The organism is Streptomyces sp. CB01635, from assembly GCF_002803065.1.
Classification (GTDB): domain Bacteria; phylum Actinomycetota; class Actinomycetes; order Streptomycetales; family Streptomycetaceae; genus Streptomyces.
In genome coordinates, this window is the sequence record NZ_NNBL01000011.1 from 43,515 (window position 1) to 57,181 (window position 13,667).

At 72.0% G+C, this 13,667-nt stretch carries 10 protein-coding genes; 7 read left to right on the plus strand and 3 right to left on the minus strand.

Going from position 1 to position 13,667, the window contains the following annotated elements:
- Positions 1-25: 25 nt before the first annotated feature.
- From CG723_RS25580 to CG723_RS25590, 3 genes are all read right to left on the minus strand, one after another.
- Entirely contained in the window at positions 26-1,279 is a 1,254-nt protein-coding gene (locus tag CG723_RS25580; protein WP_100595829.1) for an MFS transporter, read from the minus strand.
- Positions 1,280-1,461: 182 nt separating this feature from the next.
- Entirely contained in the window at positions 1,462-2,418 is a 957-nt protein-coding gene (meaB, locus tag CG723_RS25585) for a methylmalonyl Co-A mutase-associated GTPase MeaB (protein ID WP_100595830.1), read from the minus strand.
- A 97-nt stretch (positions 2,419-2,515) separates the two neighbouring features.
- Positions 2,516-3,718, minus strand: coding sequence for an acetyl-CoA C-acetyltransferase (locus tag CG723_RS25590; protein WP_100595831.1), 1,203 nt, complete (start codon positions 3,716-3,718; stop codon positions 2,516-2,518).
- A gap of 137 nt (positions 3,719-3,855) precedes the next feature.
- Here CG723_RS25590 and mce point away from each other — a divergent pair, with 137 nt between their 5' ends.
- The 7 genes from mce to CG723_RS25625 all read left to right on the plus strand — a co-directional run bounded on the left by mce (position 3,856) and on the right by CG723_RS25625 (position 13,661).
- Positions 3,856-4,296 carry a methylmalonyl-CoA epimerase gene (gene mce / locus CG723_RS25595; RefSeq protein WP_100595983.1) on the plus strand — a complete coding sequence of 147 codons (441 nt, stop codon included), beginning with the start codon at positions 3,856-3,858 and terminating at the stop codon, positions 4,294-4,296.
- Positions 4,297-4,504: 208 nt separating this feature from the next.
- Entirely contained in the window at positions 4,505-8,539 is a 4,035-nt protein-coding gene (scy, locus tag CG723_RS25600; RefSeq protein WP_100595832.1) for a polarized growth protein Scy, read from the plus strand.
- A gap of 183 nt (positions 8,540-8,722) precedes the next feature.
- Positions 8,723-9,658 carry a cellulose-binding protein gene (locus CG723_RS25605; RefSeq protein WP_100595833.1) on the plus strand — a complete coding sequence of 312 codons (936 nt, stop codon included), beginning with the start codon at positions 8,723-8,725 and terminating at the stop codon, positions 9,656-9,658.
- 74 nt (positions 9,659-9,732) lie between these two features.
- Positions 9,733-10,734 (plus strand): ABC transporter ATP-binding protein, encoded by a 1,002-nt coding sequence (locus tag CG723_RS25610; RefSeq protein ID WP_100595834.1) that lies wholly within the window; start codon positions 9,733-9,735, stop codon positions 10,732-10,734.
- A gap of 3 nt (positions 10,735-10,737) precedes the next feature.
- Entirely contained in the window at positions 10,738-11,508 is a 771-nt protein-coding gene (locus tag CG723_RS25615) for an ABC transporter permease subunit (RefSeq protein WP_100595835.1), read from the plus strand.
- Between the two features lie 123 nt (positions 11,509-11,631).
- Complete coding sequence (locus CG723_RS25620) at positions 11,632-12,807, plus strand: ABC transporter ATP-binding protein (protein ID WP_100595836.1); 1,176 nt, start codon at positions 11,632-11,634, stop codon at positions 12,805-12,807.
- On the plus strand, positions 12,804-13,661 hold the full coding sequence (locus CG723_RS25625) for an ABC transporter permease (RefSeq protein ID WP_100595837.1): 858 nt from the start codon (positions 12,804-12,806) through the stop codon (positions 13,659-13,661). The genes CG723_RS25620 and CG723_RS25625 overlap by 4 nt, the downstream gene beginning before the upstream one ends.
- Positions 13,662-13,667 lie beyond the last annotated feature (6 nt).

Below are 13,667 nucleotides of genomic sequence, written 5' to 3' on the forward strand. Positions count from 1 at the left end.
CAAACCCGGCTCGGCGCACGCCGGTTCAGCCCGCCGCCGAGCCCGTCTCCTGAGCCGCGTCCGGGGCACCGTCCCCGGGCGCGGCTTCCGGCGTTGTACGGGCGGCGCGTCGCACACCCCGTACGCCCCACACCGCCGCCGCGACCGGCGCCGCCGCGGCCACCGCGAAGCAGGCCGCGAGCGGGAGGCGGGCCACCAGGAGGCCCGCGCCCGCCGTGCCGGCCGAGATACCGGCGTTCACCGCCGTGTTGACCCAGGCCCCGGCCTGGGTGCGGAACGCCGGGCCGGCCGTCTCGTCCGCCACGAGATACGCGGTCGTCAGGGCGGGTGCGACGAAGAGGCCCGCAACGACGGCCGCCGCGCCGAGCGTCACCAGGCCCGGCGCGAGCGCCGCCGCCCCCAGCGCGGCGGCCAGCCCCGCGGCCAGGAACGGCAGCCGGACGCGGGCGGGAGCGGACCAGGAGATGGCGCCGTTCGCGAGGCCGCCGACCGCGCTGCCCGCCGAGAGCGCGGCCATCACCCAGGCCACGGCGTCGGCGTGCTGCCGGGCATCGGCGAAGGCGAGGACGAGCAGGTCGAGGGCACCGAGGGCAAGACCGACCCCCACCGCGACGACCACCGGCTGCGCGAGGCCGCGCGCCCGCGAGATCCCGCCGGACCGCCCGCGCCGCCCCGCCTCCCGGCCGGCGATGCCCCGTACGGCCGGGGACGCCACGAACGCGGCGGTCCCCGCGGCCACCAGAGCCGCGCTGATGGCGACGCCGAACGCCGCGGGGGCGAACTGCACGACCACGCCCACGATGAGCGGACCGGACACGAACAGCAGCTCCTCGGCCACCCCGTCGAGGCTGTACGCGCGCTGCAGCAACCCCTCGCGCCTGCCGACGAGTTCGCTCCACACCGTCCGCATGGTCGGGCCGAGGGGCGGGGTGCACGCGCCCGCGGCGAGGGCGGCCGCTGCGATCAGCAGGCCGGAGGCCCCCGGCCGCCAGGTCAGTGCGGCGAGCACGCCCAGCAGGACCGCGTACGCCCCCGTCATCGGCGGGAGCGCGCGCCGCGGCCCGTACCGGTCGATGAGGAGCGCCCTCAGGGGTGAGAGGAAGACGCTCGCGGCGCCGAAGAGCGCCATGGCCGTGCCCGCGACGGCGTACGAGCCGGTGGCGGACTTCACCGCGAGCATCAGGGACAGGGACACGGTCCCGTAGGAGAGCCGCCCGAGAAGGGCGGCGCCGAAGGTACGGCGGGCATGGGGAACCCGCAGCAAGGCTGCGTACGACATGGGTGGGAGTTCCTCAGAACGAAGGGCACACGGACGCCGAGGACCGCGACATCACCGTTCGACGGTGGCCGCGGCCGGGTCGTGCCCTACGCACAGAGAGAGAACATGCGTCCAACGTAACAGCGGGGAGCGGGAGTTGGCCACGTATGACACCGCGGCGCAGCCCCGCCCCCACCGTCCGCTCAGGCCTCCGTCAGGCCCTCCACCAGGGAGTCCGCCGCCCGGTACGGGTCGAGCTCACCCGCCACGATGCGCTCGGCCAGCGAGCTGAGGCGGCGGTCGCCGTGAAGGTCCGCGATGCGCTCGCGCAGGGCCGTGACGGCGATCGTCTCGACCTCGCGGGAGGCGCGGGCGAGGCGGCGTTCCTGGAGGACACCGCGCTCCTCCATCCACGCCCGGTGCTTCTCGAGCGCCTCGACGACCTCGTCGATGCCCTCGCCGCGGGCGGCGACGGTCTTGACGATGGGCGGGCGCCAGTCACCGGCGCCCCGGGACTCGCCGAGGCCCAGCATGTGGTTGAGCTCGCGGGCCGTCGCGTCCGCGCCGTCGCGGTCGGCCTTGTTGACGACGTAGACGTCGCCGATCTCCAGGATTCCGGCCTTGGCCGCCTGGATCCCGTCGCCCATGCCGGGGGCGAGCAGGACCACGGACGTGTCGGCCTGCGAGGCGATCTCGACCTCGGACTGGCCGACGCCGACCGTCTCCACGAGGACGACGTCGCAACCGGCCGCGTCGAGCACCCGGATCGCCTGGGGCGCGGCCCACGCGAGGCCGCCCAGGTGCCCGCGCGTGGCCATGGAACGGATGTACACGCCGGGGTCGGACGCGTGCTCCGACATGCGGACGCGGTCACCGAGCAGGGCGCCGCCGCTGAACGGCGACGACGGGTCGACGGCGAGCACACCGACCCGCTTCCCTGCCCGCCGGTACGCACTGACCAGGGCGGACGTGGACGTGGACTTGCCGACGCCCGGCGACCCGGTGAGCCCGACGACGTACGCGTGCCCCGCGAGCGGGGCCAGCGCCGCCATCACCTCACGCAGCTGCGGGGACGCCCCCTCCACCAGGGAGATCAGCCGGGCCACGGCCCTGGGCCGGCCTTCCCTGGCCTGGGCCACCAGGGTGGAGACGTCCTGCATCACAGCTCCGTTCACTCGGTTTCGTCCGACATCCGTACCGACGTACGTCCCGGCACACGTACAGATACCCGCACCGGCATCCGTACCGGCGGAAGGGTTACGCCTTGGGTACCCGCACGATCAGTGCGTCGCCCTGGCCGCCGCCGCCGCACAGCGCGGCCGCGCCGATGCCGCCGCCGCGCCGCTTCAGCTCGAGCGCGAGGTGCAGGACGACACGGGCGCCGGACATCCCGATCGGGTGACCCAGCGCAATCGCCCCGCCGTTGACGTTCACCTTTTCCGAGGACACGCCGAGGTCCTTCATTGACTGCACCGCGACGGCCGCGAAGGCCTCGTTGATCTCGATGAGGTCGACGTCCTCGACGCCCAGGCCCTCCTTCTTGAGGGCGTGCCGGATGGCGTTCGACGGCTGCGACTGGAGCGAGTTGTCGGGCCCCGCCACGTTCCCGTGGGCGCCGATCTCGGCGATCCACTCCAGGCCGAGCTCCTGCGCCTTCGCCTTGCTCATGACGACGACCGCGGCGGCGCCGTCGGAGATCTGCGAGGACGTGCCGGCCGTGATCGTGCCGTCCTTGGTGAACGCGGGCCGCAGCTTGCCGAGCGACTCGGCGGTCGTCTCGGCGCGGATGCCCTCGTCCTTGCTGAACAGGACCGGGTCGCCCTTGCGCTGCGGGATCTCCACGGGGGTGATCTCCGCCTCGAAGAGGCCGTTCTTCTGGGCGGCGGCGGCGCGCTGGTGCGACTGGGCGGCGATCTCGTCCTGCTCGGGGCGCAGGATCCCGAGGCGGGTGTTGTGCTTCTCCGTCGACTCACCCATCGGGATGTTCTCGAAGGAGTCGGTCAGGCCGTCGTACGCCATCGCGTCGAGCATCTCGACGGCGCCGTACTTGTAGCCCTCACGGGACTTGGGGAGCAGGTGCGGCGCGTTCGTCATGGACTCCTGGCCGCCCGCGACGACGATGTCGAACTCGCCGGCGCGGATCAGCTGGTCGGCGAGCGCGATGGCGTCGAGGCCCGAGAGACACACCTTGTTGATGGTCAGCGCAGGCACGTTCATGGGGATGCCGGCCTTGACGGCCGCCTGGCGCGCGGGGATCTGCCCTGCCCCCGCCTGGAGCACCTGGCCCATGATCACGTACTGCACCTGATCTCCGCCGATCCCGGCCCGGTCGAGCGCCGCCTTGATGGCGACCCCTCCGAGGTCGGCTCCGGAGAAGGACTTCAGCGAGCCGAGCAGCCGGCCCATGGGCGTACGGGCGCCCGCGACGATCACTGAGGTGGTACCGGTCGTTCCAGACATGAGGCACGGCCCCTTGGAGATGAGGAGTGAACGAGGGTTTACTCGAATGTACTGAGCAGTACCTCCCACGTCACCGGCCGAACGGTGTGATCGCGCGCACGTTGCGTAACCACCTCCGACCGCGCTGCACTTACAGCATGCTGACGCGAATCGACCACATCGGAATCGCCTGTTTCGACCTCGACAAGACCGTTGAGTTCTACCGCGCTACCTATGGCTTCGAAGTGTTCCACTCCGAGGTGAACGAGGAGCAGGGTGTGCGCGAGGCCATGCTCAAGATCAATGAGACGAGCGACGGCGGGGCCTCCTACCTGCAGCTCCTCGAGCCCACCCGGGAGGACTCCGCGGTCGGGAAGTGGCTGGCCAAGAACGGCGAGGGCGTCCACCACATCGCCTTCGGCACGGCGGACGTCGACGCCGACTCCGCGGACATCAGGGGCAAGGGCGTACGCGTCCTGTACGACGAGCCGCGCATCGGTTCGATGGGGTCGCGCATCACCTTCCTGCACCCCAAGGACTGCCACGGCGTACTGACCGAACTCGTCACTTCCGCACCGGTTGAGTCACCTGAGCACTGACCTCCGTATATCTGGGCCGGTAGGGTTGGGGGCGGCCGTCCGTCACACGGACGGCCGCGGGCCGGGGTCCGGGTTTCGGGGGGCGAGCGACGGGGCAGCAGCCCATGCTCCGCCGTTGATCTGACACCATTCCCCGGGGGCCCCGTTCGGCGGATGGACGGTGCTCGTTTGGAGAGACTTGCGACCAGGGGACGGATGGGACCGCGCAGTGCGGGGCTACGAGAGCCAGGACAGCCGGCGGCCGGCTGAGACCGACCATCTCTCGCGGTTCGAGGCCGAGATGGACCGGCTGAAGACCGAACGGGAGAAGGCGGTCCAGCACGCCGAGGACCTGGGCTACCAGGTCGAGGTGTTGCGCGCCAAGCTGCACGAGGCGCGCCGCAACCTCGCGTCCCGTCCTGCCTACGACGGCGGGGACATCGGGTACCAGGCCGAGCAGCTGCTGCGTAACGCGCAGATCCAGGCCGACCAGCTGCGCGCCGACGCCGAGCGCGAGCTGCGCGACGCCCGCGCCCAGACGCAGCGCATCCTCCAGGAGCACGCCGAGCAGCAGTCCCGGCTCCAGTCCGAGCTGCATGCCGAGGCCGTCTCGCGCCGCCAGCAGCTCGACCAGGAGCTGGCCGAGCGCCGACAGACCGTCGAGGCACACGTCAACGAGAACGTGGCGTGGGCCGAGCAGCTGCGCGCCCGCAGCGAGCAGCAGGCCCGCCGGCTCGTCGACGAGTCCCGCGCCGAGGCCGACCAGGCGCTCGCCGCCGCCCGCGCCGAGGCCGAGCGGGTCGCCACCGAGGCCCGCCAGCGCCTGACGTCGGACGCCGAGACGGCCCGCGCCGAGGCCGAGGCACTGCTGCGCCGCGCCCGTACCGACGCCGAGCGCCTCCTGAACGCCGCGTCGACTCAGGCGCAGGAAGCCACCGACCACGCCGAGCAGCTGCGCTCGTCCACGGCCACCGAGTCGGACACGGCCCGCCGCCAGTCCGCCGAGCTGAGCCGCGCCGCCGAGCAGCGCCTGTCCGAGGCCGACACGGCGCTGCGCGAGGCGCGGGCGTCGGCGGAGAAGGTCCTCACCGAGGCGAAGGACGCCGCGGCCAAGCAGCTCGCGAACGCCGAGTCGGCGAACGAGCAGCGCACGCGCACTGCCAAGGAACAGGTCGCCCGGCTCGTCTCGGAGGCCACCAAGGAGGCCGAGTCCACCAAGTCGGAGGCCGAGCAGGTCGTCACCGACGCCAAGGAGCAGGCCGAGAAGATCCTCGCCGAGGCCGGCGAGAAGGCACGCAACGTCACGGCCGAGGAGACCGCCTCCCAGCTCGCCAAGGCCGCCCGTACGGCCGAAGAGGTGCTCAACAAGGCGTCCGAGGACGCCAAGGCCACCACGAAGGCCGCCTCCGAGGAGGCCGAGCGGCTGCGCAGCGAGGCCGAGGCCGAGGCGGACCGCCTGCGTGGCGAGGCGCACGACATCGCGGAGCAGCTCAAGGGCGCCGCGAAGGACGACACCAAGGACTACCGCGCCAAGACCGTCGAGCTCCAGGAGGAGGCGCGACGGCTGCGCGGCGAGGCCGAGCAGCTGCGGGCCGAGGCGGTCGACGAGGGCGAGCGCATCCGCAGCGAGGCGCGGCGCGAGGCCGTCCAGCAGATCGAGGAGGCGGCCAGGACCGCCGAGGAGCTGCTCGCCAAGGCGAAGGCGGACGCGGACGAGCTGCGGGCCGGTGCGCAGACCGAGAGTGAGCGGGTCCGCACCGAGGCCATCGAGCGCGCCACGAACCTGCGCAAGCAGGCCGAGGAGACCCTGGAGCGCACCCGCGCCGAGGCCGAGCGGCACCGCGAGGAGGCCGCCGAGCAGGCCGAGGCCACCAAGACGGAGGCCGAGCGGGCCGCCCAGGAGCTGCGCGAGGACACCGAGCGCGCCGTCGCGGCCCGGCAGTCGGAGGCCGCCGACGAGCTGACCCGGCTGCACACCGAGGCCGAGCAGCGCCTGACGGCGTCCGAGACCGCGCTCACCGACGCGCGGGCCGAGTCGGAGCGCATCCGCCGCGAGACGGCGGACGAGACGGAGCGGCTGCGCGCCGAGGCCGCCGAGCGGATCCGTACGCTCCAGGCGCAGGCCGAGACGGAGGCCGACCGGCTGCGCACGGAGGCCGCGGCGGACGCGTCCGGGACCCGCGCGGAGGCGGAGAACGTCGCCGTACGGCTGCGGTCCGAGGCCGCGGCCGAGGCCGAGCGGCTCAAGTCGGAGGCTCAGGAGAGCGCGGACCGGGTGCGCGCGGAGGCCGCGGCCGCGGCCGAGCGGGTCGCCACGGAGGCCGCCGAGGCGCTCACCGCCGCCCAGGAGGAGGCCGCCAGGCGGCGCCGCGAGGCCGAGGAGACCCTCGGTTCCGCCCGCCAGGAGGCCGACCAGGAGCGCGAGCGGGCCCGCGAGCAGAGCGAGGAACTCCTCGCGGTCGCCCGCGCCCGTGTCGAGGAGGCGCAGGCAGAGGCCGTACGCCTCGTGGAGGAGGCCGACCGGCGCTCCACCGAGATGGTCGGCGCCGCCGAGCAGACCGCGCAGCAGGTGCGCGACTCCGTGTCCGGGCTCCAGGAGCAGGCGCAGGAGGAGATCGCGGGCCTGCGCAGCGCCGCGGAGCACGCGTCCGAGCGCACCAAGCGCGAGGCGCAGGAAGAGGCCGACCGGGTCCGCGCCGACGCGTACGCGGAGCGCGAGCGCGCCACCGACGACGCCAACCGCGTGCGCGGCGAGGCCGCCGCCGAGTCGGAGGCCGCCAAGTCCCTTGCGGAGCGCACGGTTTCGGAGGCGATCGCCGAGTCGGAGCGGATGCGGTCCGAGGCGTCGGAGCACGCCCAGCAGGTCCGTACGGAGGTCTCCGAGCGGCTCACGTCGGCCGAGCAGGACGCCTCGCGCACCCGGGCCGATGCCCGCGAGGACGCCAACCGGATCCGCTCGGACGCCGCGACGCAGGCGGACACCCTCATCACGGAGGCCACGAGCGAGGCCGAGCGCCTCACCCAGGAGACGAACACCGAGGCGGAGCGCGTCCGCGCCGAGTCGACGGCCGCGGCCGAGCGCCTCACGAACGAGACCAACACCGAGGCGGAGCGCGTCCGTTCGGAGTCCGTCGCGCGCGCCGAGCAGCTCGTCGGCGGCGCCACGACCGAGGCCGCCAGGCTGCACGCGGAGTCCACCGCGGCGGCCGAGCAGCTCACGAACGAGACCCGCGCCGAGGCCGAGCGGGTGCGCGCCGAGTCGGTCGCCAAGGCCGAGCAGCTCATCGCGGACGCGGCCGGGGACGCCGAGCGGCTGCGCGCCGAGGCGGCCGAGACCGTCGGGTCCGCCCAGCAGCACGCCGAGCGGATCCGCAGCGAGTCGGAGCGCGTCAAGGCGGAGGCGGCGGAGGAGGCCGAGCGGCTCACCTCCGCGGCCCTCGACGAGACCCGCAAGGACGCCAACAAGCGCCGCTCGGAGGCCGCTGAGCAGGTCGACAAGCTCATCACGGAGGCGAGCGCGGAGGCCGAGAAGCTGACGTCCGAGGCGCAGCAGTCCGCGCTGAAGGCGACCACGGACGCCGAGTCGCAGGCCGACATGATGGTCGGCGCGGCGCGCAAGGAGGCCGACCGCCTGGTCTCCGAGGCGACCGTCGAGGGCAACTCCCTGGTGGAGAAGTCCCGTACGGACGCGGACGAGTTGCTCGTCGGCGCGCGCCGCGACGCGACGGCGATCAGGGAGCGCGCCGAGGAGCTGCGCGAGCGCATCACCGGCGAGATCGACGAACTGCACGACCGGGCGCGGCGCGAGTCCGCCGAGGCCATGAAGACGGCCGGCGAGCGGTGCGACGCGCTGGTGAAGGCCGCCGAGGAGCAGCTCGCCGAGGCGCAGGCGAAGGCCAAGGAGATGGTCGCGGAGGCGGGTTCGGAGGCGAGCAAGGTCCGGATCGCCGCCGTGAAGAAGGCCGAGGGTCTGCTCAAGGAGGCCGGGGCGAAGAAGACCGAGCTGACCCGCGAGGCCGAGCGCGTCCTGTCCGAGGCGCAGGCGGAGGCGGAGCGCACGGTCGACGAGGGCAAGCGCGAGCTGGAGGTCCTGGTCCGCCGCCGCGAGGACATCAACGCCGAGATCTCCCGCGTCCAGGACGTTCTGGAGGCGTTGGAGTCCTTCGAGGCCCCGTCCGCCGGCGGCGGGACCAAGGAGGGCGCCGTCAAGGCGGGAGCCGCAGCGGGCGCTACCCGATCGGGTGGCAAGGGGTCGGAAGGGTAGCCAGGACGGCAACGGGCGTGCTTGGTAAGGACCTTCGACGCTGCCGCTGGCAAGCCATCCTGCGGTTAGCCACTCAAAAGGGGTGTCATTCTCCAGATCAAACGGGCATCTGCTCGATGACACGCCGCTTTGACCCCTAGGATTCCCCCTATCACCTCACCGGTCTCATTCGACAGGAACCCCATGAGCGACACTTCCCCCTACGGCTTCGAGCTTGTGCGGCGTGGGTACGACCGCGCTCAGGTGGACGAACGCATTTCCAAGCTCGTCTCCGACCGTGACAGCGCTCTCGCTCGTATCACTGCTCTGGAAAAGCGCATCGAGGAGCTCCACCTCGAGACGCAGAACGCCCAGGCGCAGGTGAACGACGCCGAGCCGTCGTACGCCGGCCTCGGCGCGCGCGTCGAGAAGATCCTCCGCCTCGCCGAGGAGGAGGCGAAGGACCTGCGCGAGGAGGCCCGGCGCGCCGCCGAGCAGCACCGCGAGCTCGCCGAGTCGGCGGCCCAGCAGGTGCGCAACGACGCAGAATCGTTCGCTGCGGAGCGCAAGTCCAAGGCCGAGGACGAAGGCGTCCGGATTGTCGAGAAGGCCAAGAGCGAAGCGGGCACGCTGCGCGCCGAGGCCCAGAAGGACGCTCAGTCGAAGCGTGAGGAGGCGGACGCCCTCTTCGAGGAGACCCGCGCCAAGGCCGCCCAGGCCGCCGCGGACTTCGAGACGAACCTGGCGAAGCGCCGCGAGCAGTCCGAGCGCGACCTGGCCTCGCGTCAGGCGAAGGCCGAGAAGCGTCTCGCGGAGATCGAGCACCGCGCGGAGCAGCTCCGCCTGGAGGCCGAGAAGCTGCGCACCGACGCCGAGCGCCGCGCCCGCCAGACGGTGGAGACCGCGCAGCGCCAGGCCGAGGACATCGTGGCCGACGCCAACGCCAAGGCCGACCGGATCCGCTCGGAATCGGAGCGCGAGCTCGCCGCGCTGACGAACCGCCGCGACTCCATCAACGCGCAGCTCACCAACGTGCGCGAGATGCTGGCGACGCTCACCGGTGCGGCCGTCGCCGCCGCGGGCGCGCCCGCGGAGGACGAGCCGATCTCGCGTGGGGTTCCCGCCCAGCAGACCCGCTGAACAACCGAAGTCGGACACCGAAGCCCCTTGCCGCTCCAGTGGCAGGGGGCTTTGTCCCGTTCTAGCGTTGCCGCATGATCGAGCTCGAGGGGCTGACCAAGCATTACGGCGAGAAGCTGGCCGTCAACAACCTCACGTTCACCGTCAGACCGGGCATCGTCACGGGCTTCCTCGGCCCCAACGGTGCCGGCAAGTCCACGACGATGCGGATGATGCTCGGTCTCGACAACCCCTCAGCAGGCGACGTACGCATCGACGGGAAGCACTACGCGCAGTTGAAGGACCCGCTGCGGTACATCGGCGCGCTCCTCGACGCCAAGGCCATGCACGGCGGCCGCAGCGCCTACAACCACCTGCTGTGCCTGGCGCAGAGCAACGGCATCCCGCGCACCCGCGTCGTCGAGGTCCTCGACACGGTGGGTCTGACGCCCGTCGCCAGGAAGAAGGCGAAGGGCTTCTCGCTGGGTATGGGCCAGCGCCTCGGCATCGCGGGCGCGCTCCTCGGCGACCCGCGGATCCTGATGTTCGACGAGCCCGTCAACGGGCTCGACCCCGAGGGCATCCACTGGATCCGCAATCTGATGAAGTCGCTCGCCGGCCAGGGCCGTACGGTCTTCGTCTCCTCGCACCTGATGAGCGAGATGGCGCTGACCGCGGATCACCTCGTCGTCATCGGCCAGGGCCATCTCCTCGCCGACACCTCGATGTCCGACTTCATCCAGCAGAACTCCCGCTCGTACGTGCGGCTGCGCTCGCCGCAGCAGGAGCGGCTCCTCGATGTGCTGCACGAGGCCGGGATCACCGTCGTGGAGGCGGGCAACGGCACGCTCGAGGTGGACGGCGTCAGCCCCGAGCAGCTCGGTGACCTCGCGGCCGCCCACCATCTCGCCCTGCATGAGCTGAGCCCTCAGCAGGCCTCGCTCGAGGAGGCCTTCATGCAGCTCACCGCGGAGTCGGTGGAGTACCACGCGCACACGGACGAGCTCGGGGTGCCGCCGCCCGCCCAGCTGCCACCACCGACACAGCAGCAGGGCTGGGGCGAGGGCTGGGACCGTACGAAGAACAAGGGAGCCTGACCGATGGCCACGACTCAGGTTCTCCGGTCCGAGTGGACCAAGATCAGGTCCGTCGCTTCGACGGTGTGGACGCTCGGCCTCGCGGCCGTCCTGACGATCGCGCTCGGCGTGCTGATCTCGATCCTGTCGAAGAACGAGTTCAAGAACATGGGCCTGAAGGAGCGTCTGTCCTTCGACCCCACGTTCATCAGCTTCGCCGGGATGAGTCTCGGACAGCTCGCGATGATCGTCTTCGGCGTCCTCGTCGTCTCGAACGAGTACAGCACCGGGATGATCCGCACCTCGCTCGCCGCGGTCCCCCAGCGCGGCACGTTCCTGTTCAGCAAGGTCGCCGTGGCCACCGTCCTGGCGTTCGTCGTGGGCCTCGCCACCAGCTTCATCGCGTTCTTCCTCGGGCAGGCCGTCCTCGGCGAGTACCGGGCGCAGATCGGCGACCCGGGCGTCCTGCGCGCGGTCATCGGCGGCGGCCTCTACATGACCCTCATCGCCATGTTCTCGATGGGTGTCGCGTCGATGCTGCGCAGCCCGATGCTGTCGCTCGGCATCCTGATGCCGTTCTTCTTCCTGATCTCCAACATCCTGGGCAACGTCTCGGCGACGAAGAAGATCGGCCGGTACCTGCCCGACCAGGCCGGCAGCAAGATCATGCAGGTGGTGACGCCGATCGACGACGACACCCCGTACGGGCCGTGGGGCGGCCTCGGCATCATGGTGATCTGGGTGGTCCTGGCCCTGATCTTCGGATATGTGCTCCTCAAGAAGCGGGACGCGTAGGGGCCGCGGGCAGGCCCAGGGGCTTTGCCTTGTCTTGGCCGGAACCGTCAGCGCCCCGATATCCTCCTAACCCTTACGGGGGCGTGTGCCCCGATGTCCTGAACCTTTCGATGGGTGCGGAGAATGATCGAGGCAGTCGGCCTGACGAAGCGCTACGGCGCCAAGACAGCCGTGTACAACCTTTCCTTTCAGGTCCGGCCGGGCACCGTGACCGGCTTCCTGGGTCCGAACGGGTCCGGCAAGTCGACGACCATGCGCATGATCCTGGGTCTCGACCAGCCGACGACGGGCCAGGTGACGATCGGCGGCTACCCGTACCGCAAGCTCCCCAACGCCCCGCGCCAGGTCGGCGCCCTGCTCGACGCCAAGGCGGTGCACGGCGGTCGGCACGCCCGTAATCACCTGCTCTGTCTCGCGCAGCTGTCCGGCATCCCGGCCCGCCGCGTGGACGAGGTGCTCGGCGTCGTCGGCCTCCAGGACGTGGCGAAGAAGCGCTCCAAGGGCTTCTCGCTCGGCATGGGCCAGCGCCTCGGCATCGCGGCCGCGCTGCTCGGCGACCCGCAGGTGCTCCTCTTCGACGAGCCGGTCAACGGCCTCGACCCGGAGGGCATCCTCTGGGTCAGGAACCTGATGAAGTCGCTCGCCGCCGAGGGCCGCACCGTCTTCGTCTCCTCGCACCTGATGAGCGAGATGGCGCTGACCGCCGAGCACCTGATCGTCATCGGCCGCGGCCAGCTCCTCGCCGACATGAGCGTGCGGGACTTCATCTCGCACAACTCGGCCGACTTCGCGCGGGTGCGCACGCCCGAGACGGAGCCGCAGCAGCGCGAGAAGCTGACGGCGGCGCTGACCGAGGCGGGCGGCCAGGTGCTGCCCGAGCAGGACGGCGCGCTGCGCGTCATGGGCCTGCCGCTCCCCCGCATCAGCGACCTGGCGCACGGCGCCGACGTACGCCTGTGGGAGCTCTCGCCGCACCAGGCCTCGCTGGAGGAGGCGTACATGCGGATGACGCAGGGCGCCGTCGACTACCGCTCGACCGTCGACCAGCGTGCCGGTCTTCAGCAGCAGCTCCCGCCGGGCGCGATGCCGCAGCAGCAGTTCCCCGCGCCCGGCCAGGGCCAGCCGGACTGGTACGCGCCGCCGCCGCCCCAGCAGGGCGGTCAGCCGTTCGCCCCGCCGCAGGCCGCGCCCGGCGGGCCGAACCCGTACGCCGCGCCGCCGCAGCAGCCGCCTGCCGCGCCCGCGGCCCCCGCAGCCCCTGTCCCCGCCGACCTGAACAAGCCCGAGGACCCCCGATGACGACGCCGCCCCCGCAGCCGGCTCCGCAGGCCTACGCCCAGCAGAGCGCGCCCAACTGGCAGGGCGCGCCCGGCACTTCGTACACCTCGCCCATCCCGGTCACGCGCACGCACCTGGGGCACGCCCTCGCCTCGGAGTGGACGAAGATCAAGTCCGTGCGCTCCACGATCTGGACGCTCGGCATCTTCCTGTTCCTGGTCCTCGGCGGCGGCCTGTTCGTCTCCGCCCAGACCGAGGACCTCAACTACCAGGACGTGCCGTTCACGTTCCCGGCCTTCATCGGCCTGCTCCTCGGCCAGATCTGCCTGATCACGCTGGGCGTCCTCGTGACGTCGTCGGAGTACGGCACCGGCATGATCCGCACGACGTTCACCGCGTCGCCGCAGCGCTACCGCGTCTTCGCCGCCAAGATCCTGGTGTTCTTCGCGGTCTCGTTCATCATCTCCGCGGGCTCCATCCTCCTGGTGGGCCTGCTCACGTCGTCGATGCACAGCGGCCCCGACGCGGGCGACCTGAGCTGGGGCGGCACGGTCCTCAAGGGCGGGCTCTACGTGTCCCTGCTCGGCGTCCTCGGCCTTGCCGTGGGCTCCATGCTGCGGCACTCGGCGGGCGCGATCACCGCGATGCTCGGCATCGTGCTGCTGCCGTCGATCCTGCCGGTCTTCCTGATGATCTCGCGCAGCACGCGGACGCTCGGCGAGAAGATGCAGGAGTACAACGCCATCAACGCCCTCGCCAAGATTTTCGGTGCGGACGGCGGGAGCTCGGGCGGGTCCCAGGTGTGGCTGCTCGTCGGCGTCACGGCCGCGGCCGTGGCCGGCGCGTTCGTACTGCTGGAGCGGCGCGACGTGTAGGGCGCC